Source organism: Flagellimonas sp. B-3 (genome assembly GCF_056857835.1).
The window spans coordinates 1-14,474 of record NZ_JBSXNW010000015.1 but is presented as its reverse complement, the minus strand read 5'-3'; the positions used below and the strand labels follow the sequence as shown (position 1 = coordinate 14,474).

At 40.0% G+C, this 14,474-nt stretch carries 17 protein-coding genes and 1 pseudogene; 11 read left to right on the top strand and 7 right to left on the bottom strand.

Going from position 1 to position 14,474, the window contains the following annotated elements; all coding sequences use genetic code 11:
• Nucleotides 1–5: 5 nt before the first annotated feature.
• The 5 genes from AC13CS_RS02755 to AC13CS_RS02735 all read right to left on the bottom strand — a co-directional run bounded on the left by AC13CS_RS02755 (nt 6) and on the right by AC13CS_RS02735 (nt 3,569).
• Nucleotides 6–461, bottom strand: coding sequence for a hypothetical protein (locus AC13CS_RS02755; RefSeq protein WP_482888364.1), 456 nt, complete (start codon nt 459–461; stop codon nt 6–8).
• Complete coding sequence (locus tag AC13CS_RS02750) at nt 430–861, bottom strand: hypothetical protein (protein ID WP_293168945.1); 432 nt, start codon at nt 859–861, stop codon at nt 430–432. The genes AC13CS_RS02755 and AC13CS_RS02750 overlap by 32 nt, the downstream gene beginning before the upstream one ends.
• Before the next feature lie 3 nt (nt 862–864).
• Nucleotides 865–1,143, bottom strand: a complete 279-nt coding sequence (locus AC13CS_RS02745; RefSeq protein WP_293168943.1) for a hypothetical protein — start codon at nt 1,141–1,143, stop codon at nt 865–867.
• A 163-nt stretch (nt 1,144–1,306) separates the two neighbouring features.
• The gene (locus AC13CS_RS02740) at nt 1,307–1,612 is read right to left on the bottom strand and encodes a hypothetical protein (protein ID WP_293168941.1); all 306 of its coding nucleotides are present in this window, start codon (nt 1,610–1,612) and stop codon (nt 1,307–1,309) included.
• A gap of 133 nt (nt 1,613–1,745) precedes the next feature.
• The gene (locus AC13CS_RS02735) at nt 1,746–3,569 is read right to left on the bottom strand and encodes a hypothetical protein (RefSeq protein WP_482888363.1); all 1,824 of its coding nucleotides are present in this window, start codon (nt 3,567–3,569) and stop codon (nt 1,746–1,748) included.
• 151 nt (nt 3,570–3,720) lie between these two features.
• Here AC13CS_RS02735 and AC13CS_RS02730 point away from each other — a divergent pair, with 151 nt between their 5' ends.
• A complete protein-coding gene (locus AC13CS_RS02730) occupies nt 3,721–3,909 on the top strand; it encodes a hypothetical protein (protein ID WP_293168938.1) in 189 nt (62 codons plus the stop codon).
• Between the two features lie 69 nt (nt 3,910–3,978).
• Here the strand turns inward: AC13CS_RS02730 and cdaA are convergent, their stop codons facing one another.
• Nucleotides 3,979–4,767: a diadenylate cyclase CdaA gene (cdaA, locus tag AC13CS_RS02725; protein WP_326278043.1), complete on the bottom strand. Its 789-nt coding sequence runs from the start codon at nt 4,765–4,767 to the stop codon at nt 3,979–3,981.
• 44 nt (nt 4,768–4,811) lie between these two features.
• The gene (folP, locus tag AC13CS_RS02720; protein ID WP_482888362.1) at nt 4,812–5,645 is read right to left on the bottom strand and encodes a dihydropteroate synthase; all 834 of its coding nucleotides are present in this window, start codon (nt 5,643–5,645) and stop codon (nt 4,812–4,814) included.
• A gap of 95 nt (nt 5,646–5,740) precedes the next feature.
• Between folP and AC13CS_RS02715 the strand changes: the two genes are divergently transcribed.
• The 10 genes and pseudogenes from AC13CS_RS02715 to AC13CS_RS02670 all read left to right on the top strand — a co-directional run.
• Nucleotides 5,741–6,307, top strand: coding sequence for a DUF1599 domain-containing protein (locus tag AC13CS_RS02715; protein WP_482888361.1), 567 nt, complete (start codon nt 5,741–5,743; stop codon nt 6,305–6,307).
• 34 nt (nt 6,308–6,341) lie between these two features.
• A complete protein-coding gene (locus AC13CS_RS02710) occupies nt 6,342–6,671 on the top strand; it encodes a four helix bundle protein (RefSeq protein ID WP_482888360.1) in 330 nt (109 codons plus the stop codon).
• A gap of 92 nt (nt 6,672–6,763) precedes the next feature.
• Nucleotides 6,764–7,903, top strand: coding sequence for a BT_3928 family protein (locus AC13CS_RS02705; protein ID WP_482888359.1), 1,140 nt, complete (start codon nt 6,764–6,766; stop codon nt 7,901–7,903).
• Nucleotides 7,904–7,940: 37 nt separating this feature from the next.
• Complete coding sequence (locus AC13CS_RS02700; RefSeq protein ID WP_482888358.1) at nt 7,941–8,345, top strand: four helix bundle protein; 405 nt, start codon at nt 7,941–7,943, stop codon at nt 8,343–8,345.
• A 116-nt stretch (nt 8,346–8,461) separates the two neighbouring features.
• A complete protein-coding gene (tpiA, locus tag AC13CS_RS02695; protein WP_482888357.1) occupies nt 8,462–9,211 on the top strand; it encodes a triose-phosphate isomerase in 750 nt (249 codons plus the stop codon).
• Between the two features lie 3 nt (nt 9,212–9,214).
• Nucleotides 9,215–10,048, top strand: coding sequence for a 50S ribosomal protein L11 methyltransferase (gene prmA / locus AC13CS_RS02690; RefSeq protein ID WP_482888356.1), 834 nt, complete (start codon nt 9,215–9,217; stop codon nt 10,046–10,048).
• 23 nt (nt 10,049–10,071) lie between these two features.
• A complete protein-coding gene (locus AC13CS_RS02685) occupies nt 10,072–10,347 on the top strand; it encodes an ATP-dependent Clp protease adaptor ClpS (RefSeq protein WP_482888355.1) in 276 nt (91 codons plus the stop codon).
• 164 nt (nt 10,348–10,511) lie between these two features.
• A complete protein-coding gene (locus tag AC13CS_RS02680) occupies nt 10,512–11,114 on the top strand; it encodes a hypothetical protein (RefSeq protein WP_482888354.1) in 603 nt (200 codons plus the stop codon).
• Between the two features lie 259 nt (nt 11,115–11,373).
• Nucleotides 11,374–14,145 carry a TonB-dependent receptor gene (locus AC13CS_RS02675; RefSeq protein ID WP_482888353.1) on the top strand — a complete coding sequence of 924 codons (2,772 nt, stop codon included), beginning with the start codon at nt 11,374–11,376 and terminating at the stop codon, nt 14,143–14,145.
• Nucleotides 14,145–14,474: pseudogene (locus AC13CS_RS02670) on the top strand (DUF4249 domain-containing protein); the annotation flags it as partial. The gene AC13CS_RS02675 and the pseudogene AC13CS_RS02670, both read left to right, overlap by 1 nt.

Sequence of the window (14,474 nt, the reverse complement as noted above, 5' to 3'; positions counted from 1 at the left end):
AACTATCAATAGCAAGGTCCATCGCATGGAGTAGCGTTGTTGTAATTTTTGGTATCTATGGTGTAGGTACTTGTGTTACCATCATGTGTATATGAATCGCTTTTAAACAAACTGTGGCCTTTTGGCTCCACTGTATAAAGGAAATGAGTTTCAAGATGTTTATTGTCAAAAACCATGACAATGGAGTCGGCTTGGAGTATTTGGTGAGTCAGGACTACCCTAGCAGTATCCTCACCCCTAAAAATCTCTCCTTTTCCTGTTTTAGAAACCATCTTTTGTCCACTCGGCAGACCATTGGTGAAAAAGCGCATTTGTACTTGATTATCCAATCCGTTGTTAATAATTATAATACCAGTTTCCTCCATTTCCCTGGGCCAGCAAGACATTGCCAGCAGTACGGTAATCAAGGTCAATATCGTTCTTACAAGTTTAATTACAAGGCCCATCGCAGGGAATCGCATTGTTGTAATTTTTGGCATCTATAGTATAGGTACTTGTGTTACCGTCATGTTTGTAGGAATCATTATTAAATAAACTGTGACCGACAGGCACCACAGTATGCAAAAAATGTGTTTCAGCACGCTCATTGTCAAAAATCAATACAATGGAATCGGCCTGAAGAATTTGGTTAATGACTACAACAGTGGACGTGTCTTCCCCTCTAAAAATTTCCCCTTTTCCAGTTTTAGAAACTATTTCCGGCCCACTGGGAATACTATTTCTAAAAAATTGCATGTCCACACGGTTATCCAATCCATTGTTTATTACAATTATACTGGTTTCCTCGATTTCTCTGGGCCAGCAAGAACATAGGAGAGCAAAAATGAACAGAAGAAACGCTTTCTTGGAGTAACGGGCCATCTCTTAATTACTACAATTATCTTCGCAAGCAACCGATGCATCATAATTATCCTGGCCTATCAAGTACAGAAACTTGCCATTGCCCATATTTTGGTAATCTTGCTGATTCAACAATGAAAACCCCTTTGGCTCGAACAAATTATGCCCTTGTATTCTTTCTTCATTAAAAATTATTGAAATTGAGTCAGCATCGAATACATCAAAAGGAGTCGTATTTGACCCTAAGGTTTCTCCAGATTGTTTAAATGTTGCCCCTAAATCTTTAAGGGTAACAGAAGTCATTGTTGTACTAGGAAATCCATTTCTAAAAAACCGCAGCACTTATTGGAATATCCAGACCATTTTCAATTTGATATTCTGAAACTGTGGATTGTTCTGGAGTGCATCCAAAAACAATCATAAAAGCTATTATTCCAATAATTGGATATCTCATTTTGACAAATAATCAATAGCAAGGTCCATTGCATGGAGTAGCGTTGTTGTAATTTTTGGTATCTATGGTGTAGGTATAGGTGTCCCCTTTTCTTTGATAGGAACTAAAATCAAATAAGCTATTACCAACAGGTTCGTTGTAGAATAGTTTATGCGTTTCAATACGTTCATTGTCAAAAATCAACTCTATGGAGTCTGCTTGAAAAATTCCGTGAATCTGCACTCCCATATCTGTGTCTCCATCCCTGAAAATTTCTCCCGGACCCGTTTTGGAAATAGTCTTCCGCTCACTTGAAAGACCATTTCTAAAAAACTTCATATCTACACGGTTATCCAAATCACTGTTTATGACTAGATTAATTGTTTCCTCCATTTCCCTGGGCCAGCAAGAAATTATAAGAAATGGGACAATTAGATATAACAATATTTTTTTAAGATTCATCATCGGAAATTTACCAGTTATTAAACAATTCTCGAATTTTATAGGACTGTCCAGAGATTGCAACATTTTTTTCCCTACATTCCTCCCATCTGGTCGAGCCAATCAAGGATTTTTCCATATTCGGCCAAGTCAATCCTGAAACCCTGTCCATTGGAACTTTAATGCCATATTCATCCCTTTGATTAAAAGAATCATACATATCATAAAACGTTGTTGTGTAAAATTTTACTATACTCCCACCATTATCAATCGGTCTCTCTTGAAGATTTGTAGTTTTATATTTATAACTATTCGGTCCCAGTCTTCTATACCGCATATTGGTAAGATAAATTTCCACTCCCGTTGCCCAACTTTCCATGAGACGGCGGGCACTTGCTCCTGCTGGGCCAGGATTGTTGCTTCCTCCATTATAAATGTATCCTTGTTCAACCAAATCATCCCAAGAAATGGGATCAATACGCCAATGGGCAGCATGCGCCAATTCGTGTATTGTAGTGCCATAAATTTCCTCGGAAGGCTCACCATATTGTTTAATTTTTATATGGGGCACTATGCCAAAGGTACCATGACCCACCTGCATTTTCGTAGATGATGGGCCTTGACTGGTCTCTACGGCTGCGATTTTGATTTGGGTTTTCCAAAACCCGTTTGTCGGCGGTCTGGTCAACCCACCTATGTTATGATAGTAAAAATGCATGGCCGCTTGGAATATTTGCCCCCTGTACTTCATTCTCCCTCCGTTTATCTTAAGGTTCCAAGGTTGTTTGTACAATTTTGGGCCTTTGTCTTCTGCCTGTGTTAAACCTGAATGGTCCCGAATACTAAACTCAAAGCGATCCCATTTGATCACATATCTCACTTTTGCCCTAACCTCTTTATGTTTAAAATTTCCTTGAGCATCGGCTATAGCGCGATCCAAGGTCCATGTATCCCGTATCAATATATTGGCACCATTAATGGGCACATAACTGCCATTCCGGGTTTTGGTGACATTCTTACAAGTTTTTGTTTCAATTTTTTGGGGACAAAGGTTTTGTTCCGGTATTATTAACTTTCCTGTCTCCACACTACTTTTCAAGTTATTGTCGCACGATGAATAATCGTAGATATAGGAGGTTTGGCACTCTTTCACCGTATACGTGGATGTCCCCATATTGTCGTCAAAAATTTTCACATTGCCGCTGGGTCGCCATTTAGCCCTTAAATTTATTCCCAAAAAGCAGGTTTCACAACCATTTTTGTCCAAAGGAGGTTCTGGCAACAAATCTTCATTATCGGTATCGACATACGCTTGCTCTATAGCATGGTTCATAAAATCCACTTCATCATCAACAAGACCGCGTAAGGTCTTTTTGCCAGATGTTTTGGTGTCATTTAAGGTTTCATCTTTTTCAGGAAGATACATTTCTTGGAGTATGGTATGGGGTATGTTTTTAGGATATTTGGCATCTATGGGGATGCTTGTGTAATAGAACAATCTTTCTCCTTCCCCTAGCGGGTTCTCTTTATGATAAAGCTCTCCGTTCTCATATTCAAAAGGGTAATCAAGGCAAATTATTTTGCGATGTTTCCTTAATCTGTTTTCCTGTGCGTCCGATTCGGGACTGAACTTAATATACAGATAATTGGGCTGTATATCACTAGTATCCTTTTTCTTTTTTTTAAGGTTGTTGTATCCTTTCCCTGTATCATAACTCCCATACTCCAAACTGTCCAGCACTTTCTGATAGGCCCTTCTAAAAGTATGGATTTCGTAAGGGTTCTTTAGCAACTTGCCGGTGTTAAAATTTTCCTCGATTTGGGCAATCCGGTCATGTGTTTCGATTTCACCCATATAATCCTCTTTTTGACAACTTTGTACCATAAAAAGGGATAATGAAAGAATTGTGTATGCAAATCTGTAATATGGATTGTTCATGTCAGGTAAGATTTTATGGGTTAACTCAATATTAACACAAACAAATCGTTCAATTTTCTTTGAATTGATGAACAGCCTATATGAATTGATAAAAGCCCCTTTTCAGTTGACAGATAACAATTTTGAAGAAGGGAAGAAAAAAGGTGCTACAAAATATGAGTTTTTTTATCTTTCCGATATAGACCCTGTTACAACAGGAGGCGAAGGATTTGCGTTACTGGGTATTGCAAGGAAAGGATGCACCAAGAGCTCCTAAAAAATGGAGACTACTACAATGATTTGTACAATGCACAATTTTTGGCCGAGGAGGTGGCTTAATCTGGATTTATTGCTCCAAATCCTTTTTAATACGATGTATCAGTTCCTCTCTTCCTTTAAATGGAACAAACTCCCCATTTTTAATGTAGGATATGGAACCTGTTTCCTCGCTCACTACCAAGCACAGTGCATCGGTTTTTTCGGTAATGCCTACGGCTGCCCTATGTCGCAATCCGAAACGGAGGGGGATGTTTCGGTCGTTGGAAACCGGTAGAATCACTCTTGTGGCGGTAATAAAGTTATCTTGGATTACAATGGCTCCATCGTGCAACGGGCTGTTTTTAAAGAAAATGCTTTCCAATATAGGTTGGGTCACCTTTATGTTCATGGCATCTCCGGTGGATTTTACAAAATCCATGGAATTGTTGCGTTCAATTACGATCAGTGCCCCCGTTTTGGAGCTGCCCATGCGTTCGCAGGCACCAATTATGGCATCCACATCGGTATTGGTGGCAATGGCCTCTTGCTTTAGGAATTTAAAATGTTTAAAAATATTGCGTTTGGAGGCGAAGTTGGTGGAGCCGATCATCAGCAAAAACTTTCGAATCTCTTGCTGAAACACAATGATCAAGGCAATCAAGCCAATGTTCATAAAGCCGCCGACCATGCTACTGATCATTCTCATTTGCAGCAATTCGGTTAGTTTCCACAGCGCCCAAACAATCACTATCCCAATAAAAATATTGATGGCGACCGTGCCCTTGACCAGTTTATAAATGTAATACAGGAGTGCGGCCACGAGGACTATGTCGATAATATCCGTAATCTTGAACTCGAGAAAATTTAAAAAATCCAACCGCAGTGTTTTTGTAAAATTAGCAAAAATAGGAGAACCTCAAATCAGAGTGCGTTCTCTTTTAAGGCTTCCACAAGTTTAACACATTCCGTAGCTTCTTTTACATCGTGGGCCCGAATAATGTTTGCACCCCTTAAAAGGGCGATGGTGTGCAGGGCCGTGGTGCCGTTCAAAGCCTCTTGTGGGGATGATTCCAAAACTTTATAAATCATTGATTTTCTGCTCAACCCTATCAAAATAGGCAAACCAAAGGTTTGGAACATGTCCAAATGGTTTAAAAGCGTATAATTTTGTTCCGTTGTCTTGGCAAAGCCAAAGCCTGGGTCAATGATGATGTCGTTGATTTTTTTTGAAGTGGCCTTCTGGGCTTTTTCTGAAAAATAAAGCCTGAGGTCGTTGATCAAGTTATCGTAGGTAGCTTCTTTTTGCATGGATTGTGGGGTACCTTTCATGTGCATCATTATATACGGAACTTGGTACTTTGCGATGGTTCCAAACATTTCATCATCCAAATTTCCAGCAGCAATGTCGTTAATAATGGCCGCACCATGCTCAATACTTTCTGCAGCCACCTTACTTCTGAATGTATCCACAGAAATCAAAGTATCGGGAAACCTTTTCAGGATAAGGTCGATAACGGGAACCATTCTGCGCAATTCCTCATCCTCTGGAACATGTTCGGCACCAGGTCGCGAACTATAGGCGCCCATATCAATAAAAGCGGCACCATGGCCGAGCATATATTCAACTTGCGTGAGTATGGAATCCTCATCCTTGTACTTTCCACCATCAAAAAAAGAATCTGGAGTAAGGTTGAGGATTCCCATTACTTTGGGCCTTTTTAGGTCTACAAGTTCACCTTTGCAGTTTATGGTCATAAAAAATATCTGCTTTGTTGGGTTTCATTATCTTTGGCAAAGTGCTTTTGGGCACAAGCAAGTTGGACGAAATTTACGCAAATTAGCAACAATACATGCAGCATACTTCCCAACAATACGATGAGGTGATACAAACCTGCCGGGAATTGTTTTTGAAAAAAGCCAAGGATTATGGCACGGCTTGGCGAATCCTACGGTTACCATCATTAACAGATCAGATTTTTATAAAGGCCCAGCGCATTCGAAGCCTACAACAGAACGAGGTGAGAAAAGTGGATGAAGATGAGCGTTCCGAGTTTATCGGAATTATCAATTATTCCATTATGGCGCTTATCCAGATTAAAAAAGGGGTAGTGGAACAACCGGACCTAACCGCCGACGAAGCCATTGCACTTTATGATGAGGAAGTCGTTATCACCAAAAAATTGATGGAAGACAAAAATCACGATTATGGCGAAGCTTGGAGGGATATGCGGGTAAGCTCACTTACGGATTTGATTTTGCAAAAGTTGTTGCGCGTAAAACAGATTGAGGACAATCAAGGGGCTACCTTGGTGAGTGAAGGTGTGGATGCCAACTATCAGGATATGGTCAATTATGCAGTTTTTGCGCTCATACACTTGAGCGAAAATTCCAAAATCCAAGCACCAAAATCCAAATAACAAATATTACATGCCCTCCGATAAAAAATATGACTTGGAAGAAAGGACATTTGACTTTGCAAAGGATTGTAGGAAATATGTAAAATCATTGAAAGCTTCCATTGGTAATTTGGAAGATGGAAAGCAATTAATACGATCATCTGGTTCAGTGGGTGCGAACTACATTGAGGCGAATGAAAAATTAGGCGAAAAGGATTTTCAATTTAGATTGAGAATTGCCAGAAAAGAAGCGAAAGAATCTGGATATTGGTTGCGATTGCTAAAAGAGATGAATCCCGATGATGATTTGGTCAAAGATTTAATAAAAGAATCGTTGGAATTGAGAAGGATTTTATCTTCAATTCTAAATAAGGTTAAGCGTTAGAAAGTTTAGCATTTGGCATTTGAAATGTGGAATTTGGAATTTGGTGCTTTGGATTTGTTTTTTGTTTCTTGAAAAAATTATTTTGATAGTATATGAAATATTTAGTTTGGATATCAAGAATTATAGTAGGGGTGTTGTTCATTATAAGCGGACTGATAAAATTGAACGACCCCATGGGCTTCTCCTTTAAATTGGAGGAATATTTTAGTCCAGGAGTGTTGGATTTACCATTTTTAACCCCATTGGCATTGTCCATATCTATTTTTGTGGTTATTGTTGAGGTTATTCTGGGCATTTTACTATTGATTGGATTCAAACCTAAATTCACCGTTTGGAGCCTTCTGCTCATGATTGTTTTCTTCACTTTCTTGACTTTTTATTCTGCCTATTTCAATAAAGTGACCGATTGCGGATGTTTTGGAGATGCCGTCAAACTAACCCCTTGGGAATCCTTTACCAAAGATGTGATTCTTTTGGTATTTATTTTGATACTGTTTTTCGGCAGAAAATATATTACGCCATTGTTCAGCCCTAAGACCAATTGGATTGTTGGCGGAGTGGCGTTGCTGGCATGTATGTTGTTTGCCAACCATGTTTTGGCCCATTTACCTTCGGTAGATTTTAGACCTTATAAAATTGGGGCAAATATCCAGGAAGGAATGTCCGTTCCCGAAGATGCGCCAAAACCCATTTACGAGTATGCCTGGCGATTTAAGGTGGACGGTGAAGAACAAATTTATGTGACCGAAGGAGATTATCCTACGGTAGATGGAGAATTTATTGATGTGGAAACTACTCAGATACAAGCAGGGTATGAACCTCCCATTCATGACTTTACCATTGAACAAGAAGGGCAGGACTATGCTCCTGAACTGCTGGAAGAGGATAGATTGGTAATGGTGATTGCCTACGATTTAAATAAAACAGGCGGATTAACAAAAGGAGCTACTGCTGAAGAAATTCAGGAGACACAACAAGAAATTTATCCAGAGGTAAAGAAAACGACTGATAAAGCGATTAAAAACGGCTACAAAGTCATAGGCATGTCAGCTTCGAGTAGCGATATGGCAAATAAGATAATCGATACTTACGGACTGGATTTTGAGTTCTATTTTACAGATGAAACAACTTTGAAGACTATTGTACGTTCCAATCCAGCTATTTTAGTGCTCAGTAAAGGGACTATTCAGCAAAAGGTCCATTACAACGATTTTGACGAACTTGAGTTTTGATGTTTGTTGTTTTTCAGTTAAAATGTTTTGATGTTACATGGGTAGGATAGATAGGTTTGAAGATTTAGAGGTTTGGAAAATTTCTAGGAAACTTTGTCAACTTGTTGAACATCTTTTTCAAACAACTGAGTTGGGGAACAACTATACATTGCGGAATCAAATGGAGAGAAGTTCAGGTTCAATTATGGACAATATTGCGGAAGGCTTTGGAAGAGGGGGCAATAAGGAGTTTCATAATTTTCTAAGTTTTTCAAAGGGTTCGTGTACCGAGTTGAAATCTCAATTTTATCGTTCTTTCGATAAGAAGCTGATCTCTGATGAAGATTACATGAAAGCTTTGGAGATGATAGAGCATTGTGACAACAAAATTGGGGCGTTTATGTATTACCTTCGAAACACTAAAATAAAAGGACAAAAATTCAACAATAGGAAAAAAGAATAATATTTTACACCAAACACCAAACACCAAACACCAAACACCAAACACCAAACACCAAACACCAAACACCAAACACCAAACACCAAACACAAAAACAGTATAACATAACAACAAATAACATGAGAACAAAGATTGTAGCGGGAAACTGGAAGATGAACAAGAACCTTCAGGAAACGGAGGAATTGTTGGCCGAGCTTTCCGCTAAACTACCCGATACCGATGCCGATGTGATAGTAGCACCAACTTTTGTTAACCTACAGGCGGCAAAACAAGCACTACAGGATTCTAAAATACAAGTTGCTGCCCAGAATATGCACTTTGCTGAGAGTGGAGCCTATACAGGTGAGATTTCAGCTGATATGTTGCTTAGCTTGGATGTTGATGTTGTTATCCTAGGTCACTCCGAAAGGCGCGCTTACTTTGGTGAAGACGATGAATTATTGGCCAAAAAGGTAAAAACAGCCATTGAAAAAGGGCTAAAGGTTATTTTCTGCTTTGGTGAAGAATTGGAGGACAGAAAGTCCGACAACCACTTTGCCGTAGTGGAAAGCCAGTTAAAGAATGCCTTGTTTGATCTTGATGCCAGCGCTTGGAGCAAGATTGTTTTGGCTTACGAGCCTGTTTGGGCCATTGGTACGGGGGAAACTGCCAGTCCAGAGCAAGCACAGGAAATGCACGCATTCATTAGAAAAACAATTGCAGATGGATTCAATTCATCCATTGCCGAGGATGTTTCCATTTTGTACGGAGGAAGTGTAAAGCCTGCCAACGCGGCCGAGATATTTTCAAAGCCGGACGTGGACGGTGGTTTGATTGGAGGCGCTTCTTTGGTGGCTACCGACTTCACGGATATCATCAAGGCAATTTAAACCATGTCCTTGGTCTACCTCGAGTACGATTTTAAAATAAACCCGCTCCAACCCGCAACCGATATTTTGATTGCGGAGTTGGGGGAATTGGGTTTCGAAAGTTTTGTGGAAAACGAAACAGGACTTTTGGCCTACATCCTAAAATCCAAATGGCGTGGTGGTGTATTGGAAGACTTGTTCGTATTCCAAAATCCAAATTTTGAGATAAGCTGGACCAGTAAAGAGATTGAACAGCAGAATTGGAACGCAGAATGGGAAAAAAACTTCCATCCCATTAAAGTAGGGGAAAAATGTATGGTTCGTGCACCTTTCCACGAGGCCGTTGAGGTTGATTATGATATCGTCATAGAACCGAAAATGAGTTTCGGCACCGGTCACCACGAAACTACACACATGATGTTGCAACATATTTTGGATACGGATTTTTCAGGAAAATCGGTCTTGGATATGGGATGCGGAACAGGTGTCCTTGCTATTTTAGCCAAGAAGAAAGGAGCTGGCGATGTGGAGGCCATTGATATTGATGAGTGGTGTTTTTTGAATACCCAGGAAAATGTAGAGCGGAATGACTGTGCCGATATAAAAGTTTTTCAGGGCGACAGTAGTTTGCTGGACGGCAAAAAATATGATGTTATTCTGGCCAACATCAACCGGAATATTTTATTGGAAGATATTCCTATATACACAACTTGCTTAAAAAAGGGAGGTTTCTTATTTTTAAGTGGCTTCTATTTGGAGGATTTAGATGCAATTTCTTCAAAATGTGGCACCTACGGTTTGCAATTTGAAAAAAATATTGAGAAGAATAACTGGGTTGCAGCAAAATATGTAAATTAGAAATACGTAAACTCCAAGAGATTATGGGAACTAAAGAAAAAGAGTTGGAAGATGTCCTTCTGGACGAAGAGACCATAAATGAGCACGAGATAGTTCTTTTTAATGACGATGTCAATACCTTTGATCATGTTATTCAAACACTGATCAATGTTTGTGAGCATACGCCCGAACAAGCCGAACAGTGCTCTTTGATTGTGCATTACAAAGGGAAGTGCACCGTAAAAACGGGAGAGTATGCCGCCCTAAAGCCTAAATGCAGTAAGCTGTTGCAGGCGGGCCTAAGTGCCGAAATTGTTTAACTTGCCAATTCCAGCAAAAGTTCTCCATCTCAAACCGATATAACAATATTTCAAAACTAAAGTCCATGTATTGTTTACCTTAAATTAGAATATCTTACCGTCCCAATTCTTTACATTTAGCCTAAACAACCAAAAACCAACCCACTAACCACCCATTCTGAAAAATGAGTGAATTTTTTAAGGCTGAATTAAAAGACCGTTTTTTGGAATATGCTTTGGAGCGAAACGATTACTTCCAAGTCCAAACCCTTTATGATGAATTTTTAAGACCCAATTATAGTCTGGAATATGCTCAAAAATTGGTGCAGGAAATTCAAACTTACGACCCTAATTTGCTGGATATAATGAGTGGCAATGGAATGGACATTTTTATGTTGGCCTCTACGCCCAATACCGAAGATTTTTTGGATGAAGGTGGATTCATGAACCTCTATGTTAAGGAAGAAGAGAAATGGGATACGTTTCTTGGGCAGTTATCGGGTACGCCAAAATTGACCAAGGAGGAAAGAAAACTATTGAAGAAGAACACTCCTGATTTGAAACGGGAAAAAGTGATGCTCGTAGGACTTATAGTAGCGGTGACGATCAGCTTTTTGTTTACATTGATCAGTATTTTTAAAGAAACTTTCTTGGAGCCGGAATATGTCCCTGCCGACGAGTTTGAACGAAAAATCAATCAGTTGCAAGAACAATATATTTTGGAGAACGAGAAAATGCAACGGGAATTGGAAAACGCGCAACGTGTGCTGGACTCATTGCAGGAATAAGTCGAAAAAGAGGCAGCGTTCAAACGTAGGTGATACATTTTCCACTCATCAATTGAGATTGTTTTATTTGCTGTTTAAATTGGGCCCAAAAATTTTGATGAACTGTTAATTTCAAGCTGCTGAATTTAGAAGACCTCTATTTTTTTAAGAGTTAATGGGCTTTTAGTGAGATAATATCATTGTCTTATTAATTTTTTGTTAAATTGTAGCAAGCTAATTCAACAAACCATTGACTTATTTTACTAAACCTCGTTCTTCTTTGATAAAGAAAGGAAGTTTATTGACCATACTTTTAGTGGTGCAATTTGCTTTCTCACAAAATGTGCCCATAACAATTTCGGGTGAATCTAAAACTTCTTCTGAATTTTTTAAGGAATTGGAAGACAAATCCGGTTATTCATTTTTCTACCTAGATGACTGGATTGAAGATTTAAAGGTGGAACAAAACTTTCAAGAGGCTACTATTTCCAATATTTTGGAAGTCGTCCTATCCGAGACTCAATTGAATTTTTATCTTCTTGAGGAAGAAAAAAGGGTGTTTTTGTTACAGAACACGGTTATCTACGATGAACTTCCCCCTAGTTTTTATCAAACAAAGGACACTTTGGGAAGTACAGCGGTTGTGCAAGATAAAAGAAATGTTCCTCCTCCCACATTTTATAATGATGAAGTATCCCAGACCACTGAAAAACTTCCAGTTGTTCGAATAGGAAGAGCCAATGAACAGCATTTAAGGCCAACCTACCGATTGTCTGGGCGGGCAATCAACGCCGAAACAGGTGCTCCTATACCTGATTTGGCCATTAGAGTGGGAGGTAGAAGTGGTGTAACCGTCACAAACGAGCAAGGGGAGTACGAGTTGGTGTTACCGGCTGGTTATAACCTTATTTCTACTAGTGCCATGGGAATAAGGGATTCGGAACGTAAAGTTATCATGTACAACGACGGTACCCTGAACCTTCAATTACAGGAGAGTCTGGAACAGTTGCAGGAAGTTGTGGTCGAAGCAGATGCCGTAAGCAATGTTGAAGAAGCAGTTTCCGGTAGCGAAGAGATAAGCTCTGAAGAATCCAAGGACATACCTCTGGTATTGGGAGAGCGAAACATTTTGGAGGTAGCCAAAGCATTACCTGGAATTTCCTCGGCCGGCGAAGGAGCTTCGGGACTGAATGTAAGAGGGGGGAAAACCGACCAAAACTTGGTACTGTTGGACGACGCGGTAATTTATAACCCAACTCATTTCTTTGGGATTTTCCAAGCATTGAACCCGTTCACAACGGAAAAAGTCAACATCTACAAAGGGGCACCGCCCGTGGAATTTGGTGGTCGGCTTTCTTCGGTGCTCGATATTGAGACCAAAAACGGGGATACCCAAAAAATATCAGGAGAGGGCTCCATAGGTCCGGTTACCGGAAACCTGGCTTTGGAAATTCCATTGAAAAAGGAGGTTTCTTCCTTGGTTATAGGAGGTAGGGGTGCCTATGCCGATTGGATATTGAAAGCTTTGGATGATGAGGACCTGAGCAACAGCGAGGCATCATTTTTTGATGGAATCGTAAAATATCATCATAAATTCAATGAAAACAGTGAAATCCGTGGTACCGCCTATTACAGCAAAGACAATTTTAGCATCACTTCCGATTCGCTTTACAATTACAGTAACCGTTTGGGCTCCGTACGTTGGGCACATAAACTGAGCGAGAAAAGCACCGGAGTGCTCACGGCAAGTAACAGCAATTATAATTTTGGAATTGATTACGATGACGATGGGAACAGTGATTTTGAACTGGACTATACCATCAACGAATCAGAGCTCAGGTATCGGTTGAACACCCGTTTGAACGATGCCCATACACTCGATTATGGCATATCGGGTAAATATTACTCGGTGGAACCCGGAAGCATTGAACCTAAAGGCAATGATTCCAATGTAGAACCTATTGACATAGATCGGGAAAAGGCATTGGAAGGAGCTTTGTTTGTTGGGGACGAGTTTAAAGTATCCGATAAACTACTGCTCAATGTGGGAGCCCGATACGCTTTTTATGCGGCCATGGGCGAAGCCACACAAAATACCTACCAAGAGGGTGCACCGCGAAGTGAATCTACTGTGCAGGACACTATAAGTTATGATAGCGGTGAATTTATTAAAACGTATGGTGGACCGGAGGCTAGGGTTGCTGCTAGATATTTGTTTGCCCCGGACTTCTCGGTAAAGGCCAGTTTCAATAATTCGTATCAATTTATACATACGCTTTCCAATAATACAACAGTGTCCCCGATTGATACTTGGAAACTTTCGGATTTGAACATCAAACCTCAAAAAGGATATCAGGCAACCTTCGGATTCTTTAAAAATTTCAACGAAAATATGTTTGAGTTGAGCTTGGAAGGCTATTACAAACGTATGGACGATGTGCTCGATTTTAAAACCGGGGCCGACTTATTGCTCAATGAAAATGTGGAGACCGAAGTGCTTCAAGGAGAAGGGAAAGCCTATGGAGTGGAATTCCTTTTAAAGAAAAGTAGAGGAGATCTTAACGGTTGGCTGAGCTATACCTATTCACGATCTAAATATAAATTTGATGGGGATACCAGTGAGGAACGCATCAACAATGGGGAATTTTTCCCATCCAATTTTGACAAACCGCACGACTTAAGTGTTATTGCCAATTACAAGTTTACAAGAAGGTATAGTGTATCCATGAATTTTGTGTATCAAACGGGAAGACCTATTACGTACCCTACGGGAACCTTTAGGTTCAATAATGCCGATTATGTCACTTTTAGCGATCGTAACAAATATCGGATACCCGATTTTTATCGCTTGGACTTGGGCATCAATATTGAAGGAAACCATAAAAAGAACAAATTGGCCCATAGTTTTATAACCATTCAGGTGTACAATGTGCTGGGCAGGAACAACCCGTACTCCGTTTTTTTTGTGACGGATGATGGTGAAGTAAAAGCATTGCAAAGCTCCATTTTTGGAATGCCCATACCCTCCATAACCTATAATTTCAAGTTTTGATGAAATTTCAAAAAGGTTCATATCGAATTATTTTGGGAATCATATTTCTGGCATCTCTTGGGGCATGCTTGGACGAACTCGAACTTGATACGCTTGCCGAAGATGAACAAACCGCTGCTTTGGTGGTAGAGGCTGTCCTAACAAATGAAATGATTACCCAAAAGGTGTATCTGAGCCGAAGCAGCCTGCGTTTGGACCTCGAGACCGATACCGTTTACAATCCATACATTCCCTTGGGCAGTCGCCCCATTGATTCGGTGGATATGGAGGGCGGTGCCACGGTCCGTGTATTGGGCGACAATGGTACCGAATATGGTTTTACCGAAGGT

Excerpts from the sequence above, each read along its gene's own strand:
- AC13CS_RS02755 (WP_482888364.1), bottom strand. The coding sequence starts at position 461 with ATGCGATTCCCTGCGATGGGCCTTGTAATTAAACTTGTAAGAACGATA.
- AC13CS_RS02750 (WP_293168945.1), bottom strand. The coding sequence starts at position 861 with ATGGCCCGTTACTCCAAGAAAGCGTTTCTTCTGTTCATTTTTGCTCTC.
- AC13CS_RS02745 (WP_293168943.1), bottom strand. The coding sequence starts at position 1,143 with ATGACTTCTGTTACCCTTAAAGATTTAGGGGCAACATTTAAACAATCT.
- AC13CS_RS02740 (WP_293168941.1), bottom strand. The coding sequence starts at position 1,612 with ATGAAGTTTTTTAGAAATGGTCTTTCAAGTGAGCGGAAGACTATTTCC.
- AC13CS_RS02735 (WP_482888363.1), bottom strand. The coding sequence starts at position 3,569 with ATGGGTGAAATCGAAACACATGACCGGATTGCCCAAATCGAGGAAAAT.
- AC13CS_RS02730 (WP_293168938.1), top strand. The coding sequence starts at position 3,721 with ATGAACAGCCTATATGAATTGATAAAAGCCCCTTTTCAGTTGACAGAT.
- folP (WP_482888362.1), bottom strand. The coding sequence starts at position 5,645 with ATGACCATAAACTGCAAAGGTGAACTTGTAGACCTAAAAAGGCCCAAA.
- AC13CS_RS02715 (WP_482888361.1), top strand. The coding sequence starts at position 5,741 with ATGCAGCATACTTCCCAACAATACGATGAGGTGATACAAACCTGCCGG.
- AC13CS_RS02705 (WP_482888359.1), top strand. The coding sequence starts at position 6,764 with ATGAAATATTTAGTTTGGATATCAAGAATTATAGTAGGGGTGTTGTTC.
- AC13CS_RS02700 (WP_482888358.1), top strand. The coding sequence starts at position 7,941 with ATGGGTAGGATAGATAGGTTTGAAGATTTAGAGGTTTGGAAAATTTCT.
- tpiA (WP_482888357.1), top strand. The coding sequence starts at position 8,462 with ATGAGAACAAAGATTGTAGCGGGAAACTGGAAGATGAACAAGAACCTT.
- prmA (WP_482888356.1), top strand. The coding sequence starts at position 9,215 with ATGTCCTTGGTCTACCTCGAGTACGATTTTAAAATAAACCCGCTCCAA.
- AC13CS_RS02685 (WP_482888355.1), top strand. The coding sequence starts at position 10,072 with ATGGGAACTAAAGAAAAAGAGTTGGAAGATGTCCTTCTGGACGAAGAG.
- AC13CS_RS02680 (WP_482888354.1), top strand. The coding sequence starts at position 10,512 with ATGAGTGAATTTTTTAAGGCTGAATTAAAAGACCGTTTTTTGGAATAT.